The following is a 13,238-nucleotide window of genomic DNA, read 5'->3' as shown; positions in this document are numbered from 1 at the left end:
GCTCAGTGCTGCTGAGGTGTCGTGTGGCCGGCCGGCAGCGAGATGCGGCGGCTGCGCACCATCTGGTAGGGCCGCGCGATATAGGCCAGCGTGCCGAAGCCGCTCCACACATGCACCAGGCGGGTGAAGGGGAACACCAGGAAGATGCTCATGCCCAGGAACATATGCAGCTTGAAGATCCAGCTGGCATGGGCCAGCAGTTCCACCGCACCACCCTGGAAGGTGACGATGCGCTGCGCCCAACCGGCCAGCTGCATCATCATGCCGCCGTCCAGGTGCTGGGCCGACAGCGGAATGGTGGCCAGGCCCAGGGCCAGCTGTATCCACAGCAGCACCAGCAGCATGATGTCGCTGAACTTGCTGTTCAGGCGGATGCGCTCGTCGCTGAGGCGACGATGCAAGAGGATGCTGACGCCCGCGAAGCCCGCTAGGCCGGCCAGTCCGCCGCTCACCATGGCCATCAGCTGCTTGTTGCCGGCGCTGATGAAGTGCTCGTAGAGGAAGTGCGGGGTCAGCATGCCCACGCTATGGCCGAAGAACAGGAACAGCACGCCGATGTGGAACAGATTGCTGCCCCAGCGCAGGCTGCCGGCGCGCAGCAGCTGCGAGGAATCGCTCTTCCAGCTGTACTGGTCGCGGTCGAAACGCAGCAGGCTGCCAACCAGGAACACGGCCAGGCAGATATACGGGTAGATGCCGAACAGGGCGAAGTCTAGAGAGCTCATATGCGGGCTCCTTCTTGGCTAGGGTTCTTCTTGACGATATGGATGGGCTGGGGCGCGCCGGGCCGGCTCTGGCCCTTGGACGAGCAACCATCGAAGGCCGGCGGCTCTTGCCAGGCCTCGTCGAGCGGCTCGTCGGGCGTGATCTGCACCGCCTGCGGTTTCTCGCCGGCCAGCTCCAGCACCGCGCCGATGGCCGCGGCATAGGGGTTCTCGCGTTTGATCAGGGCGGTGTGGATGGCGTTCAGGATATGCGCCATCTCGCCCAGGAACTCGCGCGCCACCGCCGGCGGCTGGGTGGAGGCAAACTCCAGCACCACCGGCAGGTAATCCGGTAGTTCGCTGGCATCGAAGAACATGCCGCCCTGCTCGTAGGTCTTGGCCAGGTCCACGAGGGCCGGGCCGCGCTCGCGCGAGTCGCCGTGCACATGCTCGAACATGTGCAGGCTGGTGGCGCGGCCGCGGTCGAAGGTCTCGACGTAGAGGGCCTGCACTGCGAAGGCGCCGTCCTGGCCGGGGCGCGCCAGGCGCGCCACCAGGGCTTGCATCTCGGCCAGCCGTGCCGGGCTGAGCGCGCGTTCCTGTTGCAGGGCCTGCAGCAACTCGGGCAGCAGGGCGCGGGTCTCGTCGCTGGGATAGTCCAGCAACTTGGCCAGCACGCGGCAGCTGAGCGTGATCGCTTGGTCTTTCTTGCTACTCATCGTGCGTCTCCTCAGACCGTGGTCTTGATCGGGATGGTGCGCTTCTTCTGTCCGCCGAACAGGCTCACATTGGTCTCGCCCTCCGAGCAGCCGTTGCCGAAGCTGAAGCCGCAGCCGCCACGCAGGTCGTAGGCGTTTTCGGCGTACTCGCGGTGCGTGCTGGGGATGACGAAGCGGTCCTCGTAGTTGGCGATCGCCATGGTCTGGTACATGTCCTCGACCTCGTGCTTGATCAGGCCCACCTGGTCCAGCACCGCCTTGTCCTCGACGCCGTCCACATGCTTGCCGCGCTGGTAGGCGCGCATCGCCAGCATGCGCTCGAGCGCACGTTCCACCGGCTTGACGTCACCGGCGGTGAGCATATTGGCCAGGTACTGCACCGGGATGCGCAGCTGCTTGACGTCGGGGATCTGGCCGTTCACACCGATCTGGCCGGCGTTGGCGGCGGCGCTGATCGGCGAGAGCGGCGGCACATACCAGACCATGGGCAGGGTGCGGTACTCCGGGTGCAGGGGCAGCGCGACCTTCCAGTCCACCGCCATCTTGTAGACCGGGCTCTTGCGCGCGGACTCCAGCCAGGCCTCGGGGATGCCGTCCTTGCGCGCCTGCGCGATCACCTTGGGATCATGCGGGTCGAGGAAGATGTCGAGCTGGGCCTGGTAGAGGTCCTTGTCGTCCTTGACGCTGGCGGCTTCCTGGATGCGGTCGGCATCGTAAAGCAGCACGCCCAGATAGCGGATGCGGCCCACACAGGTCTCGGAGCACACGGTTGGCTGGCCCGCTTCGATGCGCGGGTAGCAGAAGATGCACTTCTCGGCCTTGCCCGACTGCCAGTTGTAATAGATCTTCTTGTAGGGGCAGCCCGAGACGCACATGCGCCAGCCGCGGCACTTGTCCTGGTCGATCAGCACGATGCCGTCTTCCTCGCGCTTGTAGATCGAGCCCGAGGGGCACGATGCCACGCAGGCCGGATTCAGGCAGTGCTCGCACAGACGCGGCAGGTACATCATGAAGGTGTTTTCGAACTGGCCGTAGATGTCCTTCTGGACATTCTCGAAGTTCGCATCCTTGCTGCGCTTGGAAAACTCGCCGCCGAGGATTTCCTCCCAGTTCGGGCCCCAGACGATCTTTTCCATGCGCTTGCCGGTGATCAGGCTGCGCGGGCGCGCCGTCGGCGCGGCCTTGGACTTCGGCGCCGACTGCAGATGGTCGTAGTCGAAGGTGAAGGGCTCGTAGTAGTCGTCGATCTGCGGCAGGTTCGGATTCGCGAAGATGCGCATCAGCAGCTTCCACTTACCGCCCTGGCGCGGTTCGATCTCGCCACTGGCCTTGCGGATCCAGCCACCATGCCACTTGTCCTGGTTCTCCCATTCCTTGGGATAGCCGATGCCGGGCTTGGACTCGACGTTGTTGAACCAGGCGTACTCCATGCCCGGGCGATTCGTCCAAACATGCTTGCAGGTCACCGAACAAGTGTGGCAACCAATGCACTTGTCCAGGTTCAGCACCATGCCGATTTGAGCGCGTACTTTCATGCGGTCACCTCTGCGTTTCCTTCTTCGTCCATCCAGTCCACCTTGGCCATCTTGCGCACCAGCACGAACTCATCGCGGTTGGTGCCGATGGTGCCGTAGTAGTTGAAGCCATAGGCCAGCTGCGCGTAGCCACCGATCATGTGCGTCGGCTTGGTGACGATGCGCGTCACCGAGTTGTGGATGCCGCCGCGCGTACCGGTGATCTCAGATCCCGGGGTGTTGATGATCTTCTCCTGCGAGTGGTACATCAGCGTCATGCCGGGGTTGACACGCTGGCTCACCACCGCCCGCGCCGCGATCGCGCCGTTGGCGTTGAAGAGCTCGATCCAGTCGTTGTCGACGATACCGGCCTGACGCGCATCGTCCTCGCTGAGCCAGACCACCGAGCCACCGCGGTTCAGCGTCAGCATCATCAGGTTGTCGCTGTAGGTCGAGTGGATGCCCCACTTCTGGTGCGGCGTGATGAAGTTGAGCGCAATCTCCTTGTTGCCATTGGGCTTGACGCCGTGGAAGCCCGCCAGCGCCTTCAGGTCCACCGGCGGCCGGTAGCTCGTGAAGCCCTCGCCGAAGGCCTGCATCCAGGGGTGATCCTGGTAGAACTGCTGGCGGCCGGTCAGGGTGCGCCATGGGATCAGTTCATGCACATTGGTGTAGCCGGCGTTGTAGGACACCTTCTCGCTCTCGAGACCCGACCAGGTCGGGCTGGAGATGATCTTGCGCGGCTGCGCCTGGATGTCGCGGAAGCGGATCTTCTCGTCCTCGCGGTGCAGGGCCAGATGCACGTGGTCGCGCCCGGTCTGCTTGCCCAGAGCCTCCCAGGCCTTCACCGCCACATGGCCGTTGGTCTCGGGGGCGAGCTGCAGCACCACCTCGGTGGCGTCGATGTCGCTCTCGATCTTGGGCATGCCCAAGGTCACGCCCTCCTCGCGCACCCGGCCGTTCAGATCGCCCAACTGCTCGACCTCGGTCTTGGTATCCCAGCCAATGCCCTTGCCGCCGTTGCCGGCCTTGTTCATCAAGGGGCCCAGGGCGGTGAAGCGCTTGTAGAGATTCGGATAGTCGCGTTCGACCACGGCGATCGAGGGTGCGGTCTTGCCCGGGATGAGCTCGCACTCGCCCTTCTTCCATTCGGCCACGCCAAAGGGCTGGGCCAGTTCGGCCGGGCTGTCGTGCATCAGCGGCGTCAGCACCAGTTCCTTTTCAACGCCCAGATGGCCCACGCAGAGTTCGCTCAGCTTCTTGGCAAAGCCCTTGTAGATCTCCCAGTCGCTGCGAGCCTGCCAGGCCGGATCCACCGCAGTGGACAGCGGGTGGATGAAGGGATGCATGTCGCTGGTATTGAGGTCGTTCTTCTCGTACCAGGTCGCGGTGGGCAGCACGATGTCCGAGTACAGACAGGTGGTGCTCATGCGGAAGTCCAGCGTCACCAGCAGGTCCAGCTTGCCCTCGGGTGCCTTGGCGTGCCATTCCACCTCCTGCGGCTTGGCATCGTCCTTGCCCAGATCCTTGCCCTGCACGCCGTTGGTCGTGCCCAGCAGATGCTTGAGGAAGTACTCGTGGCCCTTGCCCGACGAGCCCAGGATGTTGGAGCGCCACACGAACATATTGCGCGGCCAGTTGGCCGGATGGTCGGGGTCCTCGCAGCTCATGCGCAGCGAGCCGTCCTTGAGCGCCTTGACCGCATAGTCCTTGGCATCCATGCCGGCGGCCTGTGCGTCCTTCACCGCCTGGATGGGGTTGGTCTGCAGCTGCGGTGCGCTGGGCAGCCAGCCCATGCGCTCGGCGCGCACGTTGTAGTCGATCAGGCTGCCGCCGTACTCCTTCTTGTCGGCCAGCGGCGAGAGCACCTCGCTGACGTCGAGCTTCTCGTAGCGCCACTGGTCGGTGTGAGCATAGAAGAAGCTGGTGCTGTTCATCTGGCGCGGCGGGCGGATCCAGTCGAGCGCGAAGGCCAGCGCGGTCCAGCCGGTCTGCGGGCGCAGCTTTTCCTGGCCCACGTAATGCGCCCAGCCGCCGCCCGATTGGCCGATGCAGCCGCACATCATCAGCATATTGATGATGCCGCGGTAGTTCATGTCGCAGTGGTACCAGTGGTTCATGGCCGCGCCGATGATGACCATGGACTTGCCATGCGTCTTGTCGGCGTTGTCGGCGAACTGGCGCGCCACCGTGATGATCTGCTCGCGCTTCACACCGGTGATGGACTCGGCCCAGGCCGGGGTGTAGGCCTTGTTGTCGTCGTAGCTGTTGGGGGTGTCGTCACCCAGGCCGCGATTGATGCCGTACTGCGCCACCTGCAGGTCGAACACCGTGGCCACCAGGGCCTCCTCGGCGTCCTCATGCTTGCCCAGCTTCAGACGCACCACGGGCACATTGCGCGAGAGCACGTCCTGCTGCTTGTTGGCGGTGAAGTGCGGAGCCTCGACGCCACCGAAGTAAGGGAAGCCGACCTCGGCCACCTCGTGCGCCTGCGCGCCATCCTCGACCACCGAGAGCTTGAGCTTGACGTCGGTACCCTGCACCGCTTCCTTGGACTCCAGGTTCCACTTGCCCAGGTCGGGGCGCTCGCCGGCGCCCCAGCGGAAGCCGATCGAGCCATTCGGCAGCACCACCTTGCCGGCGGTATCGAAGGCCACGGTCTTCCACTCGGGGTTGTTGTCCTGGTGCAGCTTGCCGCCGAAGTCGCTGGCACGCAGGTAGCGGTCGGGCACCAGCAGTTCGCGGCCATCGGCCGTGACCTGCTTCTTCATCTTCACCAGCAGGGGCAGATCGGTGTAGCGGCGCGCGTAGTCGTCGAAATAGGCGCTGCGCTTGTCGAAATAGAACTCCTTCAGGATCACATGGCCCATCGCCATCGCGATGGCGGCATCGGTGCCCTGCTTGGGGTGCATCCAGATGTCGGCGAGCTTGGAGATCTCGGCGTAGTCGGGCGTGATCGCCACCGTCTTAGCGCCCTTGTAGCGCACCTCGGTAAAGAAGTGGGCGTCGGGGGTACGCGTCTGCGGCACGTTGGAGCCCCAGGCGATGATGTAGTTGCTGTTGTACCAGTCCGCGCTCTCGGGCACGTCGGTCTGCTCGCCCCAGATCTGCGGGCTCGAGGGCGGCAGGTCGCAGTACCAGTCGTAGAAGCTCATGCACACGCCGCCCATCAGGCTCAGGTAGCGGCTGCCGGCGGCATAACTGATCATGGACATGGCCGGAATCGGCGAGAAGCCGATCACGCGGTCGGGGCCATGCTTCTTGATGGTGTAGATATTGGCCGAGGCGATGATCTCGTTGACCTCGTCCCAGTTCGAGCGCACGAAGCCGCCCAGGCCGCGGTCCTGCTGCCATTCACGGCGCTGTTCGGTGTTTTCAACGATGTTGGTCCAGGCGTCCACCGGGCTCTTGGCCACCGCGCGTGCAGCGCGCCAATGCTTGAGCAGCGAGCCGCGCACCATCGGGTACTTGACGCGGTTGGCGCTGTAGAGATACCAGCTGTAGCTGGCGCCGCGGGCGCAGCCGCGCGGCTCATGGTTGGGCAGGTCGTGGCGGGTGCGCGGGTAGTCGGTCTGCTGGGTTTCCCAGGTGACGATGCCGCCCTTGACGTAGATCTTCCACGAGCAGGAGCCCGTGCAGTTGGTGCCATGGGTGGAGCGCACGATCTTGTCGTGCTGCCAGCGCGAGCGGTAGGCATCTTCCCAGGTGCGGTCCTCGCCGGTGACACGGCCATGGCCGTCGGCGAAGTCTTCTTTCGGTTGAGCGAAATAGCTCAGGCGGTCGAGGAAATGACTCATGTTGTGCTTCCTTTAAGGGTTTCGCTCAAGGATTCTTGACGTAGGCATTGGCGCGCAGGTAGAACCACCAGTTCAGCACCAGGCACACGGCGTAGAAGACGGCAAAGCCGTAGAAGGCGTATTGCGGCGTACCGGCCTTGATCTGCTGGCCGATCAGCACCGGGGCGATGAAGGCACCGTAGGCGGCCACGGCCGAGGTCCAGCCCAGCACCGGGCCGGCCTGCTGCCGATCGAAGATGAAGCCCACGCTACGGAAGGTCGAGCCGTTGCCGATGCCGCTGGCGGCGAACAGCAGGATGAACAGGCCCATGAAGGTGCCAAAGTACTGCTCGGGCGTGGCCGACTGGTAGGCCTGCAGCATCACATAACCCACCGCCGCCGAGGCCACCACCATGATGGCAGAGATGATCTGGGTGACGATGGAGCCGCCCACCTTGTCGGAGATCCAGCCGCCGATGGGTCGCACTGCGGCGCCGACGAAGGGGCCGATCCAGGCATAGGTCAGCGCCGAGGGAGCGTTGGGGTTCTTCAGGGTGTGCTGCAGCACGCCGGCAGCATCGGGCACATGCTGGAAGCCGAAGATCACCGTGATCGCCAGCGGCAGGGCCATCGAGAAGCCGATGAAGCTGCCGAAGGTGACGACGTAGAGCGCCGTCATGGCCCAGGTGTGCTTGTTCTTGAAGATCTCGAATTGCTTGGAGACGTTCTCCTTCATGGTGCCGAAGGCGGCCAGCTTCATCACCAGCAACGCGGCCACGATGTCCAGCGGGATCGCCACCCACATGTTCAGCAGGCCCAGCCCGGTCGGCGCCGGCAGGTAGAGGTAGAGCATGACGATCGAGGGAACGAAGGCCAGCGAGTACAGATAGATGATCTTGAAGAAGGCGGCGATGGGCGAGCCGGCCGCCGGCGTCACCGTCTTCAGGTTGTTCATGCCGAACCAGCACAGGATCGACAGCGGCACCAGCGAGAGCACCCAGGCGAAGCCGGCGTTCTGGATATAGGTGGGCGTGCCGGCCTTGATCTTGCCGAGGATCCAGCCGCTGTCCTTGATGAGCGCCTTGGCCTCGCCGCCAAAGGCGCCGAACAGGCTCATCGTCATCACCAGCGGGATCACGATCTGCATCGTGGTCACGCCGAAGTTGCCCAGGCCGGCGTTCAGGCCCAGGGCCGTGCCCTGCAGGCGCTTGGGGAAGAAGGTGCTGATGTTGGACATCGACGACGCAAAGTTGCCGCCGCCCACACCCGACCACAGCGCCATCAGCTGGAACACCCACAAGGGCCATTCCGGATGCTGCAGCGCGATGCCGGTGCCGATGGCCGGGGCCAGCAGCATTGCGGTGGTCAGGAAGATGGTGTTGCGGCCACCCGCCATGCGGATCAGGAAGCTGGCCGGGATGCGCATGGTGGCGCCCGAGATGCCGGCGATGGCGGTGAGCGTGAACAGCTCGGCCTGGCTGAATGGGAAGCCCAGGTTCAGCATCTGCACCGTGATGATGCCCCACATGCCCCAGACCGCGAAGCCGCACAGGAGCGCGGGGATCGAGATCCAGAGATTGCGGTAGGCGATTTTGCTGCCGGTCTTGGCCCAGAAGGCGTCGTCTTCGGGACGCCAGTCCTGGATGTCAGCCGCGCTGCTGCCGGCGGTGCCGGTCTGCGTGATGGTGTTCATAGGGTTCCTTGTTAGCGCTGGCTTGATTCGTTCAGCGCGCGAAGCTGCGCGACGCGGGCGAGACCGGGGCGTTCCTGCCCATCATTTCGGTCTTGCGCACCTCGGTCCAGTACATCCAGATCAGCGACACCCAGACCACGCCATACATCAGCATGAAGGCGCTGGAGCGGATGCCGGTGAGGTCCATCAGGGCGCCGAACATGATGGGCAGGACGAAGCCGCCCATGCCGCCGGCCAGGCCGACGATGCCGCTGATGGTGCCGATATTGGCGCTGTAGTCGTCGCTGATGTACTTGAAGACGCTGGCCTTGCCAAAGGCCCAGGCGATGCCCAGCACGAACATCAGCACGGTGAAGGCATAGACGTTCAGGCCGATGTGGAAGGTCTTCACACCGTTCACCGTCATGATGCTGAAGTCGGTCTGCGGATAGCTGAGCAGGAAGAGCACGATCCAGCTCACCCACAGCACCCACCAGGTGACGTTGTGGGCGCCATGGCGGTCGCTCAGCCAGCCGCCGATCGCGCGCAGCACACCGCCGGGCAGCGAGAAGCAGGCCGCCAGCAGCGCCGCCACGCGGATATCGAGGCCGTACTCGCCGACGTAGTACTGCACCATCCACAAGCTCATCGCCACATAGCCGCCGAACACGATGCTGTAGTACTGGCAGTACTTCAGCACCTTGGGATCCTTCAGCGCCTTGAGCTGGCTGACGAAGCTGGATTGGCTGGAGACCTGGTGCTCGTCATCGGTGGCGCTGAAGAGCCAGAACAGGATGGCGGTACCCAGCAACACCGCGGCATAGACCTGCGGCACCATGGTCCAGCCGAAGCCCACCACCAGCGCCGGTGCGACGAACTTGTTGACCGCCGCGCCCGAATTGCCGGCGCCGAACACGCCCATCGCGAAGCCCTGGCGATTCTTCGGGAACCAGCGTGCCACATAGGGCGTTCCCACCGAGAACGAGCCGCCGGCCATGCCGACGAACAGGCCGATGGTGAGGAAATGCCAGTAGGCGGTGGCATAGCTCATCAGCCAGATCGGGATCACGCAGGAGAGCATCAGCGTGAAGAACACGATGCGGCCGCCGAACTTGTCGGTCCAGATGCCCAGGGGCACGCGGATCAGCGAACCGGTCAGCACCGGCATCGCGGTCAACAGACCGAACTCGGTGGCATTCAGGCCGAGCTGCTTCTTGATCGGGATGCCGATCACGCCAAACATCATCCAGACCATGAAGCACACGGTAAAGGCCAGGGTGCTGACGATCAGCACCGAAAGCGCCTTGCCGTTGGGCTTGGAACTTACAGACATGGGATTGCTCCTCGCTTTTTGATCCATGGCCGGCACTTTCCCGCATGCGAGGCCGCGCGCACATCCTCCGCTAGCAGGGTTCGGGCACAGCAGACGGAGGAGGCACCCACAGCTCGCCATCGTTCGAAAGAACTACTCCCTTCGGAATTGCGGGCACCTTTGCACCAGATCAAATCCGCAAACCCCAGTGAAATGGTCGACTAAGGGGACTCTGCTGAGGGCCCCCTGCCCCGGAGGACAACGCCATGAATCCGATCTCCCAAGCCAGCTTGCTCAGCCACCACAGCGCTGCGCAGCGCCGTGCCGGCTATCCAAGCGCCTACCAGCGCGCGCTGGGCCAGGCCCTGAAGAAGGCCCTCGCGCCCGCCGACGATCTCGACTACCTGGCCGACGAGCTGATGCAGCTGGGCCAGCCCCGGCAGGTGCGCGCGCGCAAGCCGGTGTTCCAGGCCGGCGAACGCGATGCCAATCTGTGGTTGCTGGTGAGTGGCAAAGTGGCGCTGGGCAAGCACGACGCCCAGGGCCGCTGGTGGCAGTCGCGCGAGTTCGGCCCAGGCGACTGGATCGACCTGCTGAGCGCCTGGGTGCGCGAACCCCATGCCGAGACCGCCATCGCGCTGACCGAGGTGCAAGCCCATGCCCTGCCGGTGGAGGTCGTGGCCCTTCTATGCGACACCCTGCCGGGCCTGGCACGCGCGCTGCTGCGCTGCGTGGCGGCCGGCGCACGCGGCGTCACCCTGGACCGCCAGGCCCTGCTCACCAAGGACATACATTCCCGCCTGGCCGCCTGGTTGCTGGAGCAATCGCGCCAGGCCGGCGACACCGACGAGCTGCAGCTGCAGCTGCAGAAAAAGGACCTGGCCTCGCAACTGGGCGTCACGCCAGAAACCCTCTCGCGCAGCCTGCGCGCCCTGCACGACCAGGGCATTGCGCGCGTTGATCGCTACCAGCTCTCCATCACCAACCGCCCCGCCCTGCAGGCGCTGGCGGACCGGCAACCGTCGAGGTATTCGAGGTGAGCGGCGCAGGCCAGGTCGCGGCTATGCCCTGAGCACCAGCCACCCCATCGTCACCCCAAACCACAGCAGCGCCAGGCCATGACCGGCCCCCGCCAGGGCCAGCCCCATGGGCCAGCCGCTCAGGCTGGCTACGCTGCGCAGCAGCAGGCTCAAGCCCAGCAGGGCCAGCGGCAGCAGCGCCCAGCGGCTGTGCCGGGGTCGCAGGCCGGCCAGCGCCGGCAGCATGATGGGCGCGTGGCCGAACACCATCGCGAACACAAAGCCCAGCCACAGCAGATGCCAGGCGATGCCGCCCGGCAGGCCCTGGCCGGCAAGACCTGACACCGCAGCCGCCAGCAGCCAGCCATAGCCCGCCAGCAGGCAGATCGCGGTGTGACCGGCCCAGCCCTTGGCACGCCATTGCAGGCGCGCCAGGTCGAAGCGCAAGAGCCACAGCGCCAGCAGGCCCAGCAGGGCAAAGCCCAGCGGCCGGCCCAGGTCCGGGCGCCAGGGCAGCAGCGCGGCCACCAGTGCAAAGCCGGCCCAGCCGGCCAGGAAGGCGCGCTGGGCCCAGACCGGCAGCGGCAGCAGGCGCATCAGCTCGCGGCGCTCTCCGGCAATCGTCAGCACCAGGAACAGGCTCCAGCCCCAGCGCGCCAACTCGGCCTGCCCCGCCGCATACGCGGCAGCAGCAGCCAGCAGGGCAAGCGCGGCGCTCGCCTCGACCGCCAGCGGCAGCGACCAGGCGCGGTGCCGCCCCGCCCACACATAGAGCTCCAGCAGGCCGGCCGCCGTGGCAAGCCACAGCCAGGCCGCCGGCTCGCCCTGCCCGGCCAGGGCCAGCAGGCCAGCGCCGGCCGATACCAGCGGAATCCAGCGGCCACGCCGCAGGGCCACCACGCGCTCCAGGCTGATCAGGCTGGCAAAAAAGCCCGCCATCATCAGCGCGCCATGCTGGGCCAGGGCCTGGCCGGCAGTTGCGGCAGTTGCGCCGCCCGCCTGCAGCGCGCCCAGGCGCAGCAGACCCCCCAGCAAGGCAGCGAGCAGATTGGCCACGGCCAGGCCGGCGCAGGCGGCGACCAGCGCTCGTGACAGTGCCGCCGGCTTGGCGCGCGCCATCAGCCTCCACCCCAGCCGAATCGCGCCCTCAGCGCGGGCGCCATGCGCTCCGGCGTCCAGACCTTGTCCCAGTCCATGTCCACCTCGATCACCCAGCCGGGCGGGCATTGCGCCTCGATGGCGCAGCCGGCGTCGTGCATGATCTGGTCGGCCATCGGGCAGGTGGCGCTGGTGGGCAGCAGCAGCAAGGAGGCGAAGTCTTGGCGCAGCTCGAGGGTCTCGACCAGGCCCAGATCGACGATGTTTTCACCGATCTCGGGGTCGGCCACCTTGCACAACGCCTGCATGATGGCGGCGCGCAAGCGGGCTAGTTCTTCTGCTTCTGTCATGGGCTGGTTCTTCTTTCTCTGCGCTGCGCGGGCCGCAGCAGCCATGGACCATAGCGCAGCAGCCAGGCCGCGGCCAGCAGGGCAAAGCCGGCGGCCGCGGCCGGCAGCCACCAGCGCGGCGCCTGCGGCCAGCAGGCGCTGGCCACGCGCAGCGCGCTCAGCAGCTGCAGCAGGCCGTGCATGAGGCGCAGCGGCAGGTCCACCACCACGCTGATGCCCTGCTGCACCGCCGTGACGCGGCTCACCATCGCCAGCATGGTGCTGCACATAAATCCCAGTGTCAGCGCATGCACAGAGGCCAGCTCGAACCGCAGCGCGGCCAGCACAAAGCTCGCGATCAGCCACAGCAGGCCATGGTGCAGCTGGCCCACAAAGGGCGTGCGCCGGGCCGCGGCCAGGGCGGGATTGAAGGCCGCGCGCGCCAGCATGGCGGCCAGCGCGAGGTAGCCCAGCCCCGGCAGCCAGTCCGCCAGCCCGAGCACGGGCGCCAGGCCGCGCAGCCACAGGCCCAGCAGCAAGGCCAGCAGCAGGCCATCGGCGCGCCGACCCTCGGCATGCAGGAAGGGCGTGAGGCGCTGCAGGGCGCAGGCAAACACCGTGCCCAGGCCGCCCCACAGCGCCAGCCGGGTGGCCTGGGCCGGCCAGCCCAGCGCCGCGCACCACAGCGCCAGGCCCAGCACGGCCATGCCCAGCAGCACGCCCTGGGCATGACGACGATCGGGCTTGGTGCTGGCGCGCAACAGCGGCGCCAGACGCAGCAGCAGCCAGGTCCAGCCGATGGCCGCCAGTCCCAGGCCTGGTGCATCGAGGGCGGCATGCAGGCCCCAACCCAGCATCAGCAGCACGAGCGGCCCCAGCCAGGCCGTTGCCGGCAGGGCCGCCGCACCCAACCATTTGGGCAGGGCGGTGAGCGCAAAGCCGGCGATGAAAAAGGGCAGAAAGCCGAGCGTGAACAGCAGACCATGCTGGGCCGAGGCCTGCCCCACCCCGCTCCACCAGGCCGCCAGGCTCAGCCAGGCCAGGGCCCCGGCGAGGAACCAGGCGCGGTGCGGAGCCTGGTGCGGGTTCAACATC

10 protein-coding genes are annotated in these 13,238 nt (G+C 66.1%); 1 reads left to right on the top strand and 9 read right to left on the bottom strand.

The annotated features are described in order from the left end of the window. Positions 1-2: 2 nt before the first annotated feature. From narI to WG898_RS06930, 6 genes are read right to left on the bottom strand one after another with little or no spacing between them, the layout of a single operon-like run. Complete coding sequence (gene narI, locus WG898_RS06955) at positions 3-725, bottom strand: respiratory nitrate reductase subunit gamma (protein ID WP_339602028.1); 723 nt, start codon at positions 723-725, stop codon at positions 3-5. Next, positions 722-1,423, bottom strand: coding sequence for a nitrate reductase molybdenum cofactor assembly chaperone (narJ, locus tag WG898_RS06950; RefSeq protein WP_339602027.1), 702 nt, complete (start codon positions 1,421-1,423; stop codon positions 722-724). The genes narI and narJ overlap by 4 nt, the downstream gene beginning before the upstream one ends. An 11-nt stretch (positions 1,424-1,434) precedes the next feature. Continuing rightward, a complete protein-coding gene (narH, locus tag WG898_RS06945) occupies positions 1,435-2,958 on the bottom strand; it encodes a nitrate reductase subunit beta (protein WP_339602026.1) in 1,524 nt (507 codons plus the stop codon). Continuing rightward, positions 2,955-6,734 carry a nitrate reductase subunit alpha gene (locus tag WG898_RS06940; protein WP_339602025.1) on the bottom strand — a complete coding sequence of 1,260 codons (3,780 nt, stop codon included), beginning with the start codon at positions 6,732-6,734 and terminating at the stop codon, positions 2,955-2,957. Before WG898_RS06940 ends, narH begins: the two co-directional genes overlap by 4 nt. A 25-nt stretch (positions 6,735-6,759) precedes the next feature. After that, on the bottom strand, positions 6,760-8,406 hold the full coding sequence (locus WG898_RS06935) for an MFS transporter (protein ID WP_339602024.1): 1,647 nt from the start codon (positions 8,404-8,406) through the stop codon (positions 6,760-6,762). A gap of 31 nt (positions 8,407-8,437) precedes the next feature. Beyond that, on the bottom strand, positions 8,438-9,718 hold the full coding sequence (locus WG898_RS06930) for an MFS transporter (protein ID WP_339602023.1): 1,281 nt from the start codon (positions 9,716-9,718) through the stop codon (positions 8,438-8,440). A gap of 245 nt (positions 9,719-9,963) precedes the next feature. Here WG898_RS06930 and WG898_RS06925 point away from each other — a divergent pair, with 245 nt between their 5' ends. Continuing rightward, the gene (locus WG898_RS06925; protein ID WP_339602022.1) at positions 9,964-10,737 is read left to right on the top strand and encodes a Crp/Fnr family transcriptional regulator; all 774 of its coding nucleotides are present in this window, start codon (positions 9,964-9,966) and stop codon (positions 10,735-10,737) included. Between the two features lie 21 nt (positions 10,738-10,758). Here the strand turns inward: WG898_RS06925 and WG898_RS06920 are convergent, their stop codons facing one another. The 3 genes from WG898_RS06920 to WG898_RS06910 are packed head-to-tail and all read right to left on the bottom strand — an operon-like array spanning position 10,759 to position 13,237. Then, positions 10,759-11,835 carry a DUF8744 domain-containing protein gene (locus tag WG898_RS06920; RefSeq protein ID WP_339602021.1) on the bottom strand — a complete coding sequence of 359 codons (1,077 nt, stop codon included), beginning with the start codon at positions 11,833-11,835 and terminating at the stop codon, positions 10,759-10,761. Then, positions 11,835-12,164 (bottom strand): metal-sulfur cluster assembly factor, encoded by a 330-nt coding sequence (locus tag WG898_RS06915; RefSeq protein WP_339602020.1) that lies wholly within the window; start codon positions 12,162-12,164, stop codon positions 11,835-11,837. The genes WG898_RS06920 and WG898_RS06915 overlap by 1 nt, the downstream gene beginning before the upstream one ends. After that, the gene (locus WG898_RS06910; RefSeq protein WP_339602019.1) at positions 12,161-13,237 is read right to left on the bottom strand and encodes an NnrS family protein; all 1,077 of its coding nucleotides are present in this window, start codon (positions 13,235-13,237) and stop codon (positions 12,161-12,163) included. Before WG898_RS06910 ends, WG898_RS06915 begins: the two co-directional genes overlap by 4 nt. Position 13,238: the final 1 nt, after the last annotated feature.

The sequence above is a fragment of the Paucibacter soli genome (genome assembly GCF_037482845.1).
GTDB classification, from domain to species: domain Bacteria; phylum Pseudomonadota; class Gammaproteobacteria; order Burkholderiales; family Burkholderiaceae_C; genus Paucibacter_B; species Paucibacter_B soli.
This window is presented reverse-complemented; position numbering and strand designations above follow the sequence as displayed.

Bases quoted from the DNA above. Each gene is read 5' to 3' on its own strand.
- narI (WP_339602028.1), bottom strand. From the start codon at position 725: ATGAGCTCTCTAGACTTCGCCCTGTTCGGCATCTACCCGTATATCTGC.
- narJ (WP_339602027.1), bottom strand. From the start codon at position 1,423: ATGAGTAGCAAGAAAGACCAAGCGATCACGCTCAGCTGCCGCGTGCTG.
- narH (WP_339602026.1), bottom strand. From the start codon at position 2,958: ATGAAAGTACGCGCTCAAATCGGCATGGTGCTGAACCTGGACAAGTGC.
- WG898_RS06940 (WP_339602025.1), bottom strand. From the start codon at position 6,734: ATGAGTCATTTCCTCGACCGCCTGAGCTATTTCGCTCAACCGAAAGAA.
- WG898_RS06935 (WP_339602024.1), bottom strand. From the start codon at position 8,406: ATGAACACCATCACGCAGACCGGCACCGCCGGCAGCAGCGCGGCTGAC.
- WG898_RS06930 (WP_339602023.1), bottom strand. From the start codon at position 9,718: ATGTCTGTAAGTTCCAAGCCCAACGGCAAGGCGCTTTCGGTGCTGATC.
- WG898_RS06925 (WP_339602022.1), top strand. From the start codon at position 9,964: ATGAATCCGATCTCCCAAGCCAGCTTGCTCAGCCACCACAGCGCTGCG.
- WG898_RS06920 (WP_339602021.1), bottom strand. From the start codon at position 11,835: ATGGCGCGCGCCAAGCCGGCGGCACTGTCACGAGCGCTGGTCGCCGCC.
- WG898_RS06915 (WP_339602020.1), bottom strand. From the start codon at position 12,164: ATGACAGAAGCAGAAGAACTAGCCCGCTTGCGCGCCGCCATCATGCAG.
- WG898_RS06910 (WP_339602019.1), bottom strand. From the start codon at position 13,237: ATGTTGAACCCGCACCAGGCTCCGCACCGCGCCTGGTTCCTCGCCGGG.